A 15,489-nucleotide genomic window follows, 5' to 3' on the forward strand; every position below is an offset into this window, starting at 1 on the left:
CATCCTTATCTGATCGTCCGAATCTGACCGTTCGCCAGCTTCACGGCCCAGACAGGTGTCAGCTTCAGTCCCTTGGTCTCAAGCTCCGGCAGATAAGCCGGATAGAGATCCACAATCGGAGACTCCTTGCTGAATGCTGCCAGCATCGCCTTCAGATCATCGCCGCCAGGCAGCTTTTTCATCTGTTTGGTCTGCTGTCCCATTTTCATATAGATCAGGGAACGCTCGTAAGTAGAGACGTTGCCCTGCTGTAAATCCAGCTTCATCGTACCGTAATGGAAGTTCATCGTATCGAGAACCGGATAAGAGCCGTAATACTGCTGGAACATAATCTGGCTTTGCTCCGTTCCGATGCCGGATAAGTCCAGCCGGTATACGCCATTCCAGCCGCCATGCTCATTCACAAAGTCTACTGCCGCCAAAATGTCTTTATCATCGCTGCTCTCCCCGGCCGGCGGAGCCGCCGGGTCCGTGTAGCTCATCCATTTCTGTTCCTGCCGTACCTGGAGACTGCGCTTAGAGTCTGTATATATCTCCGAGCCGTCCTTTTCCTGAATATACCGGGTAATGCCCGGATCAAAAAACAGGCTCTGCTGCATCTGTGCTACCGTATACGAGCCGATCTCCAAATTCGCGTCCACCATGTCCACCGGCTTCTCCGGCAGATAATACGAGCCGTCCGCCTGCATGGCATACGGAATCCAGTTTTTGCCGAAGTCCACATGCTGCTGCACATCCTGCACGGTCAGATCGACCTTGCCAGCTTCATACACCACATCGCCTTCCGTGCTGAAGAACAGCGCATGCGCCTTCGAATCGCTTGGCGCGCTGTAGATCCAGATCCGGTTAATCCGCTCAGCTCCAAACAATGAATCGGGCTGAATCTGCATCACCCGCTGCAGCAATGACACCGGAATGCCGGAGCCAAAGGTCAGCTCAATACCGGGATTCTCGTTACGGATTTTATTCCAGTCCATATTTTCGACAGGCCGCCGCTGGAAGCCTTCGAAGCTGCGTCCCTTCAGACGGGTGTATATCAATTTATAGAACGTTGAATTCGGATAGAAAATGGTATGCTTGCCTTCGCCCATATGAATCAACATCTTATCCGGATAGAGCAGGTTTTCCACTTTATCCTGCGGACCCATATTGTCTGTTTTGATATAGTTGTTCATCGCCTTGGCAGCCGTGTCGCTCCCCGGAAGGCGATAAATGAGGTAATAGCTCTGAATCAGGCTACCCAAGACGAGCAGCAGCAGCATGAGAGACTTCATCCGTTCCTTCATGTTGCCACCCCCTTAACCTCAGCGAGCGGCAACGTAAACGTCACTTTGGTCCCCTGTCCGAGATCCGACTGGATCGAGATTGTACCGCTATGGGCAAGAACAATCTCCCGGGCGATGGACAGCCCGAGCCCGGTGCCGCCCATGCTGCGGGAACGCGCCTTGTCGACCCGGTAGAACCTCTCGAAAATCCGGTCGAGATCCTTTTTCGGAATCCCGATCCCCGTATCCTGTACGGAAATAGCCAGCATGTTCCCCGGCGCCTCGGCCGCTCCCATGGAGATCGTCCCGCCAGGCTGCGTATATTTCATCGCATTGGACACCAAATTGTCCAGTACCTGATCGATTTGATCGCGGTCACAAAGCGCCTTATGCAGTCCGGCTTCCACCTTGACCTCGGACCCGATGTCCTTCTGCTGCATTTGGAATGAGAACCGGTCCGCCACATCCTCCAGCATTTCAAGCACATCCGTCGGCTGTTTGCGTATCAAGGCTTCCTTGTTATCCAGCCGCGACAAATGCAGCAGATCCGTTACGAGCCGGATCATCCGGCCTGTCTCGTTCTGGATTACGCCTACAAACCTTGATGCCAGCGGCGGATCGTCGAGTGCACCGTCATCAAGGGCTTCAGTATAACTCTTGATGGTCGTGAGCGGCGTACGCAGCTCATGCGAGACGTTCGCCACGAATTCACGCCGCGACGCTTCGAGCTTCTCCTGCTCCGTCACATCCTGAAGTACGGCAATCGTACCTGTAATGCCAAATTCCCGGCGGTGGATCGGAGTAAACGTCACGCGAATCATATACGAATGCTCCTCTTCCGGATTCATCTGCAGCAGCATCGTCACGTACGTACCCTCCGTGAACGTCTGCGTCTGCTCTGCGCTGAGTCCCAGCACCCCCGCGATGCCACTGCCGGACAGTTCCTCTTCATCCACGCCCAGAATCGCACCTGCACGGCGGTTCATCAGAATAATCCGTCCCGCTTCATCCGTCGCAATCACGCCATCACTCATATTGGTGAGAATGGATGCCAGCTTCTCCTTCTCTTCCTCATTTACAAGCAGTGCTTCCCGCAGACGGGTTGTCATATAGTTAAAGGCCTCGCTCAGCTGGCCGATTTCATCATTGCCAAAGACGGGCATTTTCTGGTCAAAATCCCCCTCCGCCACCGCTGTGGCATGCCGCGTCATTTCCTTGATCGGATGGGTAATCGTATGCGCGAGAATGACTCCAAGCACAGCTGTCAGTCCCAGCGCCAGCAATATACCGGATATGAAAATATTGTTAACCCGCCCCATCGTCGTGTACAGCTCTTTCATCGAGGCGACAATGTATACCGCACCGACAATTTTACCCTTGTTAAACACAGGCTTCGCCACGACCTTCTTGCGGACATTGTCCTCGTCAATGACGTATTCCTCGTTATCCTTGCTGCCCTGGAGCGCGCGGCTGACCACGGTTTGCGTATTTTTACGTCCCACATAGTCCATATGCGACTGATTGGATGTAATCAGCACCTTGCCGCTCGCATCCAGCACCTGAATCTCCGCTCCGTCCATGTTGAACAGATTGGTCACGATCGCTCCCAGACTTTCAACAGAATTGTTCTCTCCCGTATCGGCGGTGCTCTCCAGTTTTTCCGCGGCCAGTACGGACAGAAGCTCAGCTCTCTCCTGCAGGTCCTGCGTAAAATTTCGGGTCAGCGAGTTTTTCATGGCGCTCACGAAATAAACGCCAATCAGCTGCATGGCGATCAGAATGAGCAGCACATAGATAATGATCAGCTTCGCCTGAATGGTGCGGAAAAAGGAGGTCCATTTCATTTACAGGCCTCCGTTTTTGGGACTGCGCATCACATACCCAAGACCCCGGCGCGTCAAAATATACTCCGGCTTGCTCGGATTCTCCTCAATCTTCTCGCGCAGTCTCCGGATCGTGACGTCCACCGTACGGACATCCCCGAAATATTCAAAACCCCATACCGCTTGGAGCAAATGCTCCCTTGTCATCACTCTTCCGGCATTCTTCACCAAATAATACACCAGCTCATACTCACGGTGCGTCAAATCCAGCGCCTCGCCGTCCTTGTACACCAAATACATATCCGTATCTATAAAAAGGTCAAACAGCTGAATGCCCTGCTTCTGCTCCTGCACGGCCACGGCAGCGGCTTCTGTGCCCGCCGTCTTCGTCTGGCGCCTCATATGCGCCTTCACCCGTGCAAGCAGCTCACGCGTGCTGAACGGCTTCGTGACGTAATCATCCGCGCCGAGCTCCAGACCCAATACCTTGTCGATCTCGCCATCCTTTGCGGTCAGCATGATAATCGGCATGTGCATGCCTTGGGCACGCAGTTCGCGGCATACATCCATCCCGTCCTTGCCCGGAAGCATCAAATCAAGCAGCATCAGGTCAGGCTGAATAGAGATTGCCATCTCGACCGCGCTTACGCCGTCAAAGGTACAGATGACCTCATAACCCTCTTTTTCCAAATTAAACTTCAAAATATCGGCGATGGGCTGTTCATCATCCACCACCAGAATCGTTCCCTGCATCCGCTCTTTCACCCCGTTCATCGGAACTCGTACAGTCCTCCTATCATTTTACCATACCTCGCTTCGCGTCACATCCTGTCCAAGCGCTTAAACACGGTTTATCTCATGCATTTGTTCAAAAAAAACACTGCCTCGGATAAGAGACAGTGCCCATCTATATCATCGTGTATGATTGCTGAACGTGTTTGGAATAACTGATTAATTCAAGTATTTCATCGGGTTTTGAATGGAGCTTCCCTTATGGATTTCAAAATGGAGATGGGTGCCGGTGGAACGGCCGGTACTACCCATAATACCAATCTTGTCACCCTGGTTCACATGTGCTCCCGTATGTGTCGATATACTATTCAAATGCCCGTACAATGTTTCATAACCATTGCTGTGGTTAATGATGATTGCATTGCCGTATCCGTTAATCTGTCCAGTGAATGTGACCGTGCCGTCATCCGCGGCTTTGATCGTCCGGTTGCCTGAAACGATGTCAATGCCTTTATGCGTCTTGCCCCAGCGCGAACCATAAGAGCTGGAGATGGTGGCGCCGCTGACCGGCCAGGCGAACTTGCCTGAGCCTTTGCCTGGAACCTTGGTTCCCTGCAGCACGACTTCTGTCAGCGAAGACTTCACCACAGTTTGGCCCACCCACTGCTCATCAACGACCTTACCATTTTGCTTCGTTACGACATAATTCATAACCTTGAGGCCTTCCTGGCCGGGACGGACCACCTTGCTCTTACCAGCCGGAAGCTCCTTGGACTTGCGAATCTCGATATCAGGTGCCGTCGCCACCTGCTCGGATACCTTTTCAACCGTCGTTACCGTAATTGGCGGCTTGGGAACCGTCAGCTTCAACTGATCGCCAATCTGCAGGTATTTTTCCTTAATCTGCGGATTGTTCGAAAAGATCTCCTTCTGGTTCACATGAAACTGACTGGAGATGGAGCTGATCGTATCGCCTTCCTCCACCGTATATACCAGAGGTGCGGCCTTACCCGTGATCAGCAGCTTGGCGGCCTCTTCAGCAGTCAAAACCTTGTTCGGGTCCGTTTCTACCGGAGCTGAGGTTACCTTCTGCTCGATGTGCACCGATTTCACTGCCGGGTTAGCGGCCATATTGGTAGGCTTGGCCGTACTACTGGCTGCAAGCTTCTTCATCGATGCATTATTTGCTCCCGGAGCGGCTGCAGTCTGCGGAGCGTACTTCTGCTTCACTTTCTCCAGCGCTGCGTTTATCGTAGCCTGATCCTTAACGATGCCAACAACCTTGCCGTCCACCTTCAGCTCCACGCCTTCTGCATAAGCCTTCAGCTTTTTACCAAGCTTGTCCATTGTGTTGAGTGTATCGGGCTCGGCCTTAAAGGCCTTTTCCAACTTGGTTGTAATGCCCTCCGTATGCAGCTCCATCGCCACATCCGGATACTTATCCTGATATTCCTGCCGTTTCTGGCTGAATAGTTTATCAATTCGTGCCGGATCATCGATCGTTCCGACCTCTTCCCCATGTATGTAGACATGATAGTAAGGAACCGTCTTGGCGTCGACATATTGATTACCCGCGAATACCAGACCGACAATGACCACAACTGCTCCAGTTGTACCTGCAATCCATTTCCGGGTAGCACTCCATCTGCGCCCTTTCGGCTCTGTGAGGGTAGAAGTGCTCATGCTGTCATCATGTTCTTCGTGCCCGGAAGCCTGCACTGCCGATGTTGCCTCTGCCTGCTTCTCCTCCGTTTGGCGAAAACCCATAAAACCCTTCATAATACTCTCCCTTGTGCTTTGTATATCGGGCCATGGATTTTACAAATCCATAGACAAAAAGGTTAAAATTTTGATACCTTTTTACGCCCTTGTCTACTTTAACACAACGTAAGTTAACAATTCAACTCTATGTAATTAGCAAATAAACCCGCTCCATGAGCGGGTTTACGGCATTATATGATCATTTCCGTTTATTTTTCACGGTGACAAAAAGATAACAATTTTCGGCATAAGTGCCGTATTGTTCTGGAAATTCGATCACGGTCTAATGCGGCTGCTGAACCTCTATTCCTGCTCCAGCATCTGTTTCAGGACATTGTACTCTTCTGTGCTCAAATACTTGGCGATGGACTCCTCAATGGTTTGCAATTCCTGCTCGGTCAGCCCATCTTCCATTGCACTTGAGATTTTCTGCATCTCGGTTTGCGGCAGCTTCGTCATGAGGATGTTAAAGATCTGCTCCTTCTCACTGCTTGTCAGCTCCTGCTTCTTCTTAACCACATCATCCGGGCTGATCACGACCTGCTGATCCTGTGCGGATTGACTTCCTGCCGCGGACTCTCCCAGCAGTCCCTGGCCCATGACCGGCAGCGAATTGTCCGGTGCTTGCCCGTTTTCTGCAGAGCTTCCGTCGTCCGTACTACTGCTGCTGTTTGCGCTGCTGTCTGCAGGTTTTGTGTTTCCGCTGGTCGATGTGTCGCTGCTGGTTTTCCCCGTGCTGTCTCCTGTGAGAGATCCTGTTTCGCCGCTAGAACCCGGCGGGCTTGTTGCATCCTGATTTCCTGGGCTATTTGCGGTATTTTGAGAATCCTTCGTCTCTTTCGTCTTATCAGCGCTGCTTCCGCTCTTGAAGCCCAGCATTCCCTTCATCATACTACCCAAGCTAAGAGACTGCCCCTCAAGCTGTATATTAAAACTTGATAGCAGGGATTGCACATAGCTGTTTACTATGGCTCCGGTCGTAAGTACGGTCAATCCGCTGATCAAAGCTACCGTAAGTACCATTTTGACCAGCCACCGTGTAATTTTCATGCCGTCTTCCTCCTTCATGCCAACCATGCTGGATGATTGCTAGTACGGAAAGTCCGGAAACTTTCTATTACTAGAAGTATTGACGGTTTATGGTAGCTTTTAATCCCCAGATATAAAAAAAGCCCATCTGCCGGGCATTCCCGGCAAATGGACTCTGTTTCTCAAGCTTAGTAGATTGGTAAAATTTGATTCGTTTGGCTGCGGTTACGGCCCACGGAGAAGATGGCAATCGGAATGCCTGTCAGCTCGGAAACGCGTTTCACATAATTACGTGTCGTTTCAGGCAGATCCTCAAGAGTCTTCGCTTCCGTGATATCCTCGTTCCAGCCTGGCATCTCTTCATATACCGCTTCACATTCCGCAAGCATTTTCAGGCTCGCCGGGTAATGGGTAATGATCTCTCCGCGGTACTTGTATCCGGTACAGATCTTAACGGTATCCAGTCCTGTGAGTACGTCCAGCGAGTTCAGGGACAATCCGGTCAATCCGCTGACACGGCGCGCATGGCGTACCACGACCGTGTCAAACCAGCCAACGCGGCGTGCGCGTCCGGTAACCGTACCGTATTCATGGCCTTTTTCACGGATGTAATCGCCAATTTCATTATTCAGCTCTGTCGGGAACGGGCCGTCACCCACACGAGTGGTATAGGATTTGGCAACACCGATGATCTGGCTGATTTTCGAAGGTCCTACGCCCGAACCGATGCAGACACCGCCGGCAGACGGGTTCGAGGAGGTTACGTATGGGTACGTACCTTGGTCGATATCCAGCATCACGCCTTGAGCACCTTCGAACAGCACCTTGCGCTCTTCGTCGATGGCATCGTTCAGCACAACCGATGTATCCGTCACGTACTTGCGGATGAACTCAGCATACTCGAGATACTTCTGCAGTACTTCCTCTACATCAAGCGGTTCCGCATCATACATTTGCTGAATGACCTGGTTTTTCTCCTTCATCAGGTGACGCAGCTTAAGTTCGAACTCCTCGGGATCCATCAGATCGGCGATCCGGATACCGTTACGGGCTGCCTTATCCATGTAGCAAGGGCCAATACCTTTGCGTGTGGTTCCGATTTTGTTCGGACCTTTGCGGTCTTCCTCGAGTCCGTCCAGCACCATATGATATGGCATGATGACATGAGCACGGTCGCTGATGACCAAATTATCCGTTGTAAATCCATTATCATGAATGTAATTGATCTCTTCAATGAGTGCAGCCGGATTAATAACCATACCGTTACCGATGACGCAAATCTTATCGGAATAAAACACGCCGGATGGAATCAGGCTGAGCTTATATTTTTTACCGTCAATCAGAATGGTATGTCCGGCATTGTTGCCGCCCTGGTAACGGGCCACCACATCGGCGCTCTCCGCGAGAAAGTCCGTGATTTTGCCTTTGCCTTCGTCTCCCCATTGTGTTCCCACAACGACTACTGTTGACATTTTCATTCCCCCGCTTGGTGCTTAGTACACCTCATTTTAATAATTCCTATGAATTTTGCACGAAAACCAGAAACTCTATGCATGCACGATGCAACTGGAGTTTCATTGCACTAATAATCCATGTCATAATGCCATTTACTGTTAGAAATTAATCTGGATTGGTCCATACACTCGGTATGAATCCATTATGAAATTGATTCCCAAAGCAGCATTACCAGTGTAACAGTCCGAATTTTTAAAGTCAAATAAAAAACGAACAATCGCACATCCGTATGTGCAATTGTTCGGAATTAGAACATGATATTTGCTTTTATCTTCACGGTAGACGCAAGGCATACCCAAATGCTCAGCTCACATGGCAAATGGTTCTGCGTGCGTCCTTTCGTAATTGACGAATTTATTAAAATTCTTAAGGAATACCAGCTCCACGGTACCTACCGGGCCGTTACGCTGTTTCGCCATGATGATCTCGATAATGTTCTTCTTCTCCGTCTCCTGATTGTAATAATCATCGCGGTAGAGGAAGGCTACGATATCGGCATCCTGCTCGATGGAACCCGATTCCCGAAGGTCGGACATCATCGGACGCTTGTCCTGACGCTGCTCCACACCCCGGCTGAGCTGAGATAGTGCAATAACCGGCACACTCAGCTCACGGGCTATTTGTTTTAGTGTACGCGAGATTTCAGATACCTCCTGCTGACGGTTCTCGCCAGCCTTGCCGCGTCCTTGAATGAGCTGCAGGTAGTCAATTACGATCATACCGAGGCCCTTTTCCTTTTTCAGACGGCGGCACTTGGCGCGGATATCCGCTACCGTTATACCCGGTGTATCATCGATATAAATCTCAGCTTCAGCAAGCGAAGCAATGCCCATCGTCAGCTTGGCCCAATCATCATCGGTCTTAAAGTCACCCGTCCGCATAATATTCGCATCCAGATTGGCTTCGGCGCAGATCATACGGTTAACGAGCTGAGGCGCCGACATCTCGAGACTGAAGATCGCTACGGTCTCTTTGGCACGTACAGCAACGTTCTGAGCAATATTAAGGGCGAATGCCGTTTTACCTACAGAAGGACGGGCAGCCACAATGATCAAATCTGATCGCTGAAATCCATTGGTCATCCTGTCCAAATCCACAAAGCCTGTTGGTATCCCCGTCGTGCTTCCGCTCTGCTGATGCAGAATCTCGACTCGATCGAATACCTCCATCAGAACGTCACGGATGGCGACGAAGCCGCTGCCTGTCCGCCTGTTGGATATCTCGAGGATTTTACGTTCGGCATCACTGAGCATGCCGGATACATCTTCACCGCCGGTATAGCCTTCGCTGACAATCTGCGTGGCCGTACGGATCAATCGCCGCAGCATCGATTTCTCTTCGATGATCTGGGCATAATATTCCACGTTGGCCGCGGTCGGTACGGCATGTGCCAGCTTCGCAAGATAGCTGACCCCGCCGACATCCTCCAGCTGGCCCTTGTCCTGCAGCCGTGAAGTCAGGGTAATCAGATCGACTGGCTGATTCTCTTCTCCGAGCTGGATCATCGCTTCATAGATCAGCTGATGCGGCGCATCGTAGAAATCCTCCGGCTGCACCCGCTCCATCGCGGTGATCATGGCTTCACTCTGCAGCAGAATTGCACCTAGAACCGCCTGTTCCGCCTCCAGATTCTGCGGAGGAATCCGGTCGAAAAAGAGTTCTCCGCCCATCTTATTCCTCCGTAACCTGAACCTTAAGCGTTGCCTTTACTTCAGGATGCAGCTTAACTGTCATCTGGGTCACACCCAGGTGGCGAATAGGTTCTTCCAGTTCAATTTTGCGTTTGTCGATTTTCACATTCAGCGCCACGAGTGCTTCGGCGATCTGCTTGCTGGTAATGGCTCCGAACAATCTTCCGCCTTCACCGGCTTTGGCTTTCAGCTGAATCATCATATCCTCCAGCTTTTTGCCTAGCTGCTGAGCGTCTTCCTTCTCCTGATCTTTACGTTTCTGCTCCGCTGCAGTTTGGTTTTCCAGTGTTTTCATATTTCCATCCGTTGCCAGGCGGGCGAGACCACGCGGCAGCAGAAAATTACCTGCATATCCTTCAGAAACCTCTTTAATTTCTCCCTTTTTACCTTGACCCTTAACATCTTTCAAAAAAATTACTTTCATTCGAACAAACCCTCTTTCTCCTCAATTTGCGCGAGAACCTCAAGCAGCTGCTGCTCAGCTTCTTCCACGCTGCCCTTTAGCTGTACGGCCGCATTCGTTAAATGTCCGCCGCCGCCAAGTCTTTCCATTACAACCTGAACATTCATCCGGCCCAGTGAACGCGCACTGATGCCTATCAGGCCATCCGGCCGTTCGCTGATGACAAACGAGGCCACCACGTCCGTCATGTTGAGCAGCGTATCCGCCGCCTGAGCAATTAACAGCTGCGGGATGACAGCCCCCGGCTCAGTTTTTGCAAGAGCGACATGATCATATACCATTTTAGCATGCTTAATGATATCTGACTTTGCCAGATATTCCTGCAGGTCTTCTTTCAGCATCCGCTGGATCTGAATCGTATCGGCACCACTGCGGCGCAGGAACCCTGCCGCTTCAAAAGTACGTGAACCGGTGTGAAGCGCAAAATGCTTCGTATCCACCGCTATACCAGCCAGCAGCATCGTAGCTTCCATCGGGGTAAGCTGAATTTTCTCATGAATATATTGCAAAAGCTCGGTAACCAGCTCACAAGCCGAAGAAGCATAGGGTTCCATATAGACCAGTACGGCATCGTTGATAAACTCCTCGCCGCGGCGGTGATGGTCCACGACGACAATCCGGCTCGCATTCTGCACCAGCTTCGGCTCCATCGTCATGGAAGCCTTGTGGGTATCCACCACCACCAGCAGGCTGTGTGGATTCAGCATCGCAAGCGCCTGCTCCGGAGAAATAAACCGCTCCATAAGCTTCTCATCCTTCTGCACCTGAGCCATCATCCGTTCTATCGACGGATTCGTGCCCGGAAGGACGATGTAGGCCTCGACGTTATATATCTGCGCCGCCTTCAACACACCGATGGATGCCCCGATCACATCCATGTCCGGCAAACGGTGTCCCATGATAAACACCTTATCGCTTTCCTGAATCAAATCACGCAGGGCATGCGCAATGACTCTGGCGCGTACCCGCGTACGTTTCTCAACCGCATTGGATTTACCGCCATAAAAGGACAGACGCTGTCCTGCTTTGACAGCTGCCTGATCCCCACCGCGCCCAAGCGACATATCCAGCGAAGACTGCGCCAGTTCGCCCAGCTCGCTAATACTCTCCGGACCGAAGCCAAGCCCGATACTCAGCGTCATTGGCACCTTCAGCTCGGCAGTCATTTCACGAACCTCATCGAGAATGACAAATCTGCTTTTTTCCAGCTCCTGCAGCGATTTATAATTCAGCATCATCAAATACCGGTCCGACGAAAGCCGGCGCAGGTACACCTCGTAATGCTTTGCCCATTCTGTTATCTCTGTCGTAACCTTGGCGATCAGGGAGGTGCGCTGCTGATCATCCATTCCCTGAGCCGCCTCATCGAGATTATCCATCATCATAATGCCGATGGCCAGCTTCTCCGATTCGTATTTCTCACGAAGGACTGCCATTTCGGTTACATCATACAGATAGATCAGGCGCTCCTCCGTATTCAGCATCAAATGGTAATAGGACTCACCAATTTTAATCTCCGTTTGAAAATGCTTTTGCCCGTCTTTTTGATTATCCTTGTGGCCGTCCTTATGACCGCCATCTTTTTTTTCATTCATGATCGATGACAGTGACGGGAACAGCTCCTGAAGCGAATCACCGACGAGCGATTTTTGTTCGAATATTTTACATATATAACGATTATTCCATTCGACAGTCTTGTCCTCACCATAGAGCACAATCCCGAACGGCAGGGTGTTAATTGCTTCACCTTCAACTCTTTTAACACGGAAGGACAAGCCGTTGATATACTCCAGCAGGTTCTTGCGATACCGCATTTCCGCCTTCAGCAACAGGTAGCAGAGCGCCGCCACCAGAATGAGGCTTATGATTCCGAGCGGCCAATTGTACCGGATCACAATAATGACCAAAAGCAGCATCAGCATAAACGCCCAGACGGTATAATAGCCGTGCCAGCGCTGTTGTAGAAATTTAGGCATGACACCCACCCTAACGTTTTGATTTAGTCATAAATTGACGCAGCGGAAATGCAAGATCCAGTATTCCAATGATCCGCATCGGCGGAAACAGCAAGATCGGAATTGCGAACAGCAGTGGTATAGCCGGATGCCATTTTCTCGTATATCCCAAGTAGTAGAAAAATCCAATGGCTTGAATCATAAAACAAATATGCAGCAGTGGAACCAGGTTCGCGGCAATCATCGTCATATAGGAATTACTGGAGCTGCGGGCGAATATCTCAATCACAACTCCGATCAAATAATACCAGATCAGCGATCTCGGCATCATCCACTCACGAGCAGGCTTCATCTTAGGTACATGTTGACCCATGCTTTCTATGATTGGACGCGCCAGCGAATGCGTAATAACAGCCATCATGAAGGAGCTGATAATCATCGCAAACGGAATCATCTGCATTGTTGCGTTGCTTAGCATTCTCATATCTTCCGGGGTCCAGGCCATATCCGTCATGAGCGGATTATTTCCGCCTACATCCTTCAACGGAGACGTCGTCATTTTCACAATATCATCTACATAACTGGACAGGTCGAAGTTTAAAAACACCGTGCCTATCAGCAGCAGTACCAGCATTTCGGCCAGAATAATCCCCGCTCCTGTCATCAACGTGCGCAGTGCGGGAGCCTTTTTCTTGTATGCCCGGCCCATAACAATCGCAGGGATCAGGAAGTACGCAGCCAAAAGCAGGTTTACCGGATGCACAATAAAGGCAATCAGCCATACCGGAATGGCGTGCAACAGAAAAGATTTTAGATTTAAGGTTGCAAAAAGAATCGTGGCGGGCAATATCAGAAAAAACACCGTCACGATCGATAAAGGGGAAAGTAAGGAGAGCAGCAGAAGCAGATACACAACGCTCCATACTACCGATGTCCAGCGCATTTTCAATGTCTTCACCTCTTACGCATATGTTCTTCCAGCGCGGAAATATCTTGATACCACTCCTCAAGCTGGTGTCCTTCCTGCTTATGTTTCTTTAGTTTCTCGATCAAAAGATCATCCAGGTCCCGGTACGATATCCCAAGCCTGCGAGCCAATATGTAGGAACTCATGATCAAACTGGCGAGACTGTCACCCACACGGGTCGTGCTGCCTTCCCATAATGCCTTAAACAGTCGGGATACGTTGTCAACCACTTCGGTTTTTAGCCATTCGATGACTTTCGCGCGTTTGGCTACATCCAAATCCTTTGGCATATCTGAAGGTCACACTCCCTGAAAAAGCTTTATTCTCCATTATATCATAAAAAGCTGCTGCTAACGAAAATGGACCCCGCCGCCGTTCATGCTTCAAGCTGCGGCAAAAAGACCTGCGGATCATACAAATCAAAAGCAGGTCTTTTATCATTTTATGTCTCTTACGCTTAAGGTAACCGCAAGCATTTTCAAAAATGGAAACGTTATGATGCTACCGCGAATTCATGGATTCCTTGGACACAAACCGCTCACAGTATTCGATAATCTGGCTTCTGCGGACGATTCCGATAAAACGGTTCATATCATCTACCACCGGCACAAAGTTCTGGACTTTAGCCAGGTTAATCAAATCTTCCATATTGGCATCAATGGACACCGGCTTATTATTCACCTTGAGCGGCACGTCCTTCAACAGAAACTTGGAAGCATTCTCAAAATTTACCTTGCCGCTTGAGTTCTTCATATGCCAAAGCAGATCGCCTTCGGTCACTGTTCCAGCGTACGTGCCATCCTTGCTTAGTATAGGAACCGCTGTATACCTATGATACTCCATCCGTTCGAGTGTCTGCCGCAGTGTGGAGTCCATCGTTACGGTAACGACCTCCTGTTTAGGTAGCAGAAAAAACGCTATATTCATGTGGGACTAATCCTCCTCTGCCCTTCTTCAAGCTTCTCCTATCTTCATACGTTTCAATCCCGGCATTGTTTCAAGCAGACGCAAAATCAGCAGCCGCACCTGTGGCTGCCGATCATTTCAAGTTTATAAAATGTACATGCGGAGAGGCCGCGATAATACTATTTTACGGTACTCTCCTCTTTCTTGTCATCTGGCAGCATCAGTTCATCCGATAATGTGTTGGGATTTTTCCAGCTATCAATGAGTTCTTTGGCTTTGTCTACATCTTTCTGGATCGGCTCATCATAATAAATGCCGTCAATTTTCATCCCTTCACCCATAATTGTATAGCTGGAAATCTGAGCTTCAGATCCGGTTAATACCTGCTTCGCCAGATCGATAATGAACTTTGGCTGCATATCGGTTTGGAAGTTATCGCCCATGATATCAAGCAGCTCCGGAATTTTGGAAATCTGATTCAAATGAAGCATTCGATTCGCAACAGCGTCCAGGAATACCTGCTGGCGCTTCGTACGGTTAAAATCGCTGTCTTCCCGGTACCGTACATAATTCAGTGCTTCCTCACCGGTATAGATAGGCTTATTCGCTTTAACCGTAAATTTTTCATGATCATAGCCTTTGTTCACAATATCCTTCTGAATCGGCAGCTCCACACCGCCAAGCGCATTGACCGCATCCTTTAGTCCCTGAAAATTAATTGTGGCGTAATAGTCCACCTTCTGGCCTAAAAATGCCTCAATGGTATCCTTGGACATCTGCTGCCCGCCAAATGCGTAGGCATGCGTAATTTTATCCTTCTTTCCTTTTCCTATAATCTCAGTATACGTATCCCTTGGGATAGAAATGAGCAATACTTTGGAATCCTTGGGGCGTACAACCGCATAAATGAGCGTATCCGAACGGGCCGGTTCATCTTTGCGCTGATCCGAGCCAAGCAGCATGACCGAAAACGGTTTGTTTTCATATACTACAGGCTCTGCTGGCTTGCTGAGCGTATTGTCCTTGGACTCCAGTGGTTGATAGGATTTTTGCAGCGAGCTCTCCACCCGCTTGGAAAGAAAAACATCAAATGCCATTACCGCGAGTTGCTTGCGGAAGGCAAAGGCGCTTCCTGCAACCAGAAGAAGGATAACAGCTATGGATATATATATTTTTGTTCTCTTTTTCATTCAATGATTCCTTCTTTTATTTAGAATAAAAGTCCTAATTCCTAGAAAAAACGGTTTTCTCTGGCCTCCTTTCTTTATATAAACGGATGATGGATTTCTTGACGCATTCTGTTGTAAATATCCGTTTAGATATTGTCAAACGACATTAACATTGTAAACGCTAATTTTATAAAAAGAAACCGTATTTCGGTG

Annotated in this window: 13 protein-coding genes; all 13 read right to left on the reverse strand. The window is 49.8% G+C overall.

Features of this window, described 5'->3' with window-relative positions; all coding sequences use genetic code 11:
- Nucleotides 1–5: 5 nt before the first annotated feature.
- Complete coding sequence (locus tag E6W40_RS20615) at nucleotides 6–1,286, reverse strand: YycH family regulatory protein (protein WP_136607490.1); 1,281 nt, start codon at nucleotides 1,284–1,286, stop codon at nucleotides 6–8.
- Nucleotides 1,283–3,109 (reverse strand): cell wall metabolism sensor histidine kinase WalK, encoded by a 1,827-nt coding sequence (walK, locus tag E6W40_RS20620; RefSeq protein WP_136607491.1) that lies wholly within the window; start codon nucleotides 3,107–3,109, stop codon nucleotides 1,283–1,285. Before walK ends, E6W40_RS20615 begins: the two co-directional genes overlap by 4 nt.
- Nucleotides 3,110–3,841 carry a response regulator YycF gene (gene yycF / locus E6W40_RS20625; RefSeq protein ID WP_136608177.1) on the reverse strand — a complete coding sequence of 244 codons (732 nt, stop codon included), beginning with the start codon at nucleotides 3,839–3,841 and terminating at the stop codon, nucleotides 3,110–3,112. It abuts the gene before it with no gap.
- A gap of 198 nt (nucleotides 3,842–4,039) precedes the next feature.
- Nucleotides 4,040–5,599 (reverse strand): peptidoglycan DD-metalloendopeptidase family protein, encoded by a 1,560-nt coding sequence (locus tag E6W40_RS20630; RefSeq protein WP_136607492.1) that lies wholly within the window; start codon nucleotides 5,597–5,599, stop codon nucleotides 4,040–4,042.
- A 285-nt stretch (nucleotides 5,600–5,884) separates the two neighbouring features.
- Entirely contained in the window at nucleotides 5,885–6,631 is a 747-nt protein-coding gene (locus E6W40_RS20635) for a hypothetical protein (protein WP_136607493.1), read from the reverse strand.
- A gap of 167 nt (nucleotides 6,632–6,798) precedes the next feature.
- Complete coding sequence (locus tag E6W40_RS20640; RefSeq protein ID WP_136607494.1) at nucleotides 6,799–8,082, reverse strand: adenylosuccinate synthase; 1,284 nt, start codon at nucleotides 8,080–8,082, stop codon at nucleotides 6,799–6,801.
- 351 nt (nucleotides 8,083–8,433) lie between these two features.
- Nucleotides 8,434–9,795 (reverse strand): replicative DNA helicase, encoded by a 1,362-nt coding sequence (gene dnaB, locus E6W40_RS20645; RefSeq protein WP_136607495.1) that lies wholly within the window; start codon nucleotides 9,793–9,795, stop codon nucleotides 8,434–8,436.
- A 1-nt stretch (nucleotide 9,796) separates the two neighbouring features.
- Nucleotides 9,797–10,240 carry a 50S ribosomal protein L9 gene (gene rplI, locus E6W40_RS20650; protein ID WP_136607496.1) on the reverse strand — a complete coding sequence of 148 codons (444 nt, stop codon included), beginning with the start codon at nucleotides 10,238–10,240 and terminating at the stop codon, nucleotides 9,797–9,799.
- On the reverse strand, nucleotides 10,237–12,255 hold the full coding sequence (locus E6W40_RS20655; protein ID WP_136607497.1) for a DHH family phosphoesterase: 2,019 nt from the start codon (nucleotides 12,253–12,255) through the stop codon (nucleotides 10,237–10,239). Before E6W40_RS20655 ends, rplI begins: the two co-directional genes overlap by 4 nt.
- A gap of 10 nt (nucleotides 12,256–12,265) precedes the next feature.
- Entirely contained in the window at nucleotides 12,266–13,177 is a 912-nt protein-coding gene (locus tag E6W40_RS20660) for a DUF2232 domain-containing protein (RefSeq protein WP_246073168.1), read from the reverse strand.
- Between the two features lie 11 nt (nucleotides 13,178–13,188).
- On the reverse strand, nucleotides 13,189–13,491 hold the full coding sequence (locus E6W40_RS20665) for a MazG-like family protein (RefSeq protein ID WP_136607498.1): 303 nt from the start codon (nucleotides 13,489–13,491) through the stop codon (nucleotides 13,189–13,191).
- Nucleotides 13,492–13,702: 211 nt separating this feature from the next.
- Entirely contained in the window at nucleotides 13,703–14,128 is a 426-nt protein-coding gene (locus tag E6W40_RS20670) for a CBS domain-containing protein (RefSeq protein ID WP_136607499.1), read from the reverse strand.
- A 158-nt stretch (nucleotides 14,129–14,286) separates the two neighbouring features.
- Nucleotides 14,287–15,297 carry an LCP family protein gene (locus tag E6W40_RS20675; RefSeq protein ID WP_136607500.1) on the reverse strand — a complete coding sequence of 337 codons (1,011 nt, stop codon included), beginning with the start codon at nucleotides 15,295–15,297 and terminating at the stop codon, nucleotides 14,287–14,289.
- Nucleotides 15,298–15,489: the final 192 nt, after the last annotated feature.

This window comes from Paenibacillus dokdonensis (assembly GCF_004916975.1).
Taxonomy (GTDB): domain Bacteria; phylum Bacillota; class Bacilli; order Paenibacillales; family Paenibacillaceae; genus Paenibacillus_AQ; species Paenibacillus_AQ dokdonensis.

Bases quoted from the DNA above. Each gene is read 5' to 3' on its own strand.
- E6W40_RS20660 (WP_246073168.1), bottom strand. From the start codon at position 13,177: ATGCGCTGGACATCGGTAGTATGGAGCGTTGTGTATCTGCTTCTGCTG.
- yycF (WP_136608177.1), bottom strand. From the start codon at position 3,841: ATGCAGGGAACGATTCTGGTGGTGGATGATGAACAGCCCATCGCCGAT.
- E6W40_RS20675 (WP_136607500.1), bottom strand. From the start codon at position 15,297: ATGAAAAAGAGAACAAAAATATATATATCCATAGCTGTTATCCTTCTT.
- dnaB (WP_136607495.1), bottom strand. From the start codon at position 9,795: ATGGGCGGAGAACTCTTTTTCGACCGGATTCCTCCGCAGAATCTGGAG.
- E6W40_RS20615 (WP_136607490.1), bottom strand. From the start codon at position 1,286: ATGAAGGAACGGATGAAGTCTCTCATGCTGCTGCTGCTCGTCTTGGGT.
- walK (WP_136607491.1), bottom strand. From the start codon at position 3,109: ATGAAATGGACCTCCTTTTTCCGCACCATTCAGGCGAAGCTGATCATT.
- rplI (WP_136607496.1), bottom strand. From the start codon at position 10,240: ATGAAAGTAATTTTTTTGAAAGATGTTAAGGGTCAAGGTAAAAAGGGA.
- E6W40_RS20630 (WP_136607492.1), bottom strand. From the start codon at position 5,599: ATGAAGGGTTTTATGGGTTTTCGCCAAACGGAGGAGAAGCAGGCAGAG.
- E6W40_RS20655 (WP_136607497.1), bottom strand. From the start codon at position 12,255: ATGCCTAAATTTCTACAACAGCGCTGGCACGGCTATTATACCGTCTGG.
- E6W40_RS20635 (WP_136607493.1), bottom strand. From the start codon at position 6,631: ATGAAAATTACACGGTGGCTGGTCAAAATGGTACTTACGGTAGCTTTG.
- E6W40_RS20670 (WP_136607499.1), bottom strand. From the start codon at position 14,128: ATGAATATAGCGTTTTTTCTGCTACCTAAACAGGAGGTCGTTACCGTA.
- E6W40_RS20640 (WP_136607494.1), bottom strand. From the start codon at position 8,082: ATGTCAACAGTAGTCGTTGTGGGAACACAATGGGGAGACGAAGGCAAA.
- E6W40_RS20665 (WP_136607498.1), bottom strand. From the start codon at position 13,491: ATGCCAAAGGATTTGGATGTAGCCAAACGCGCGAAAGTCATCGAATGG.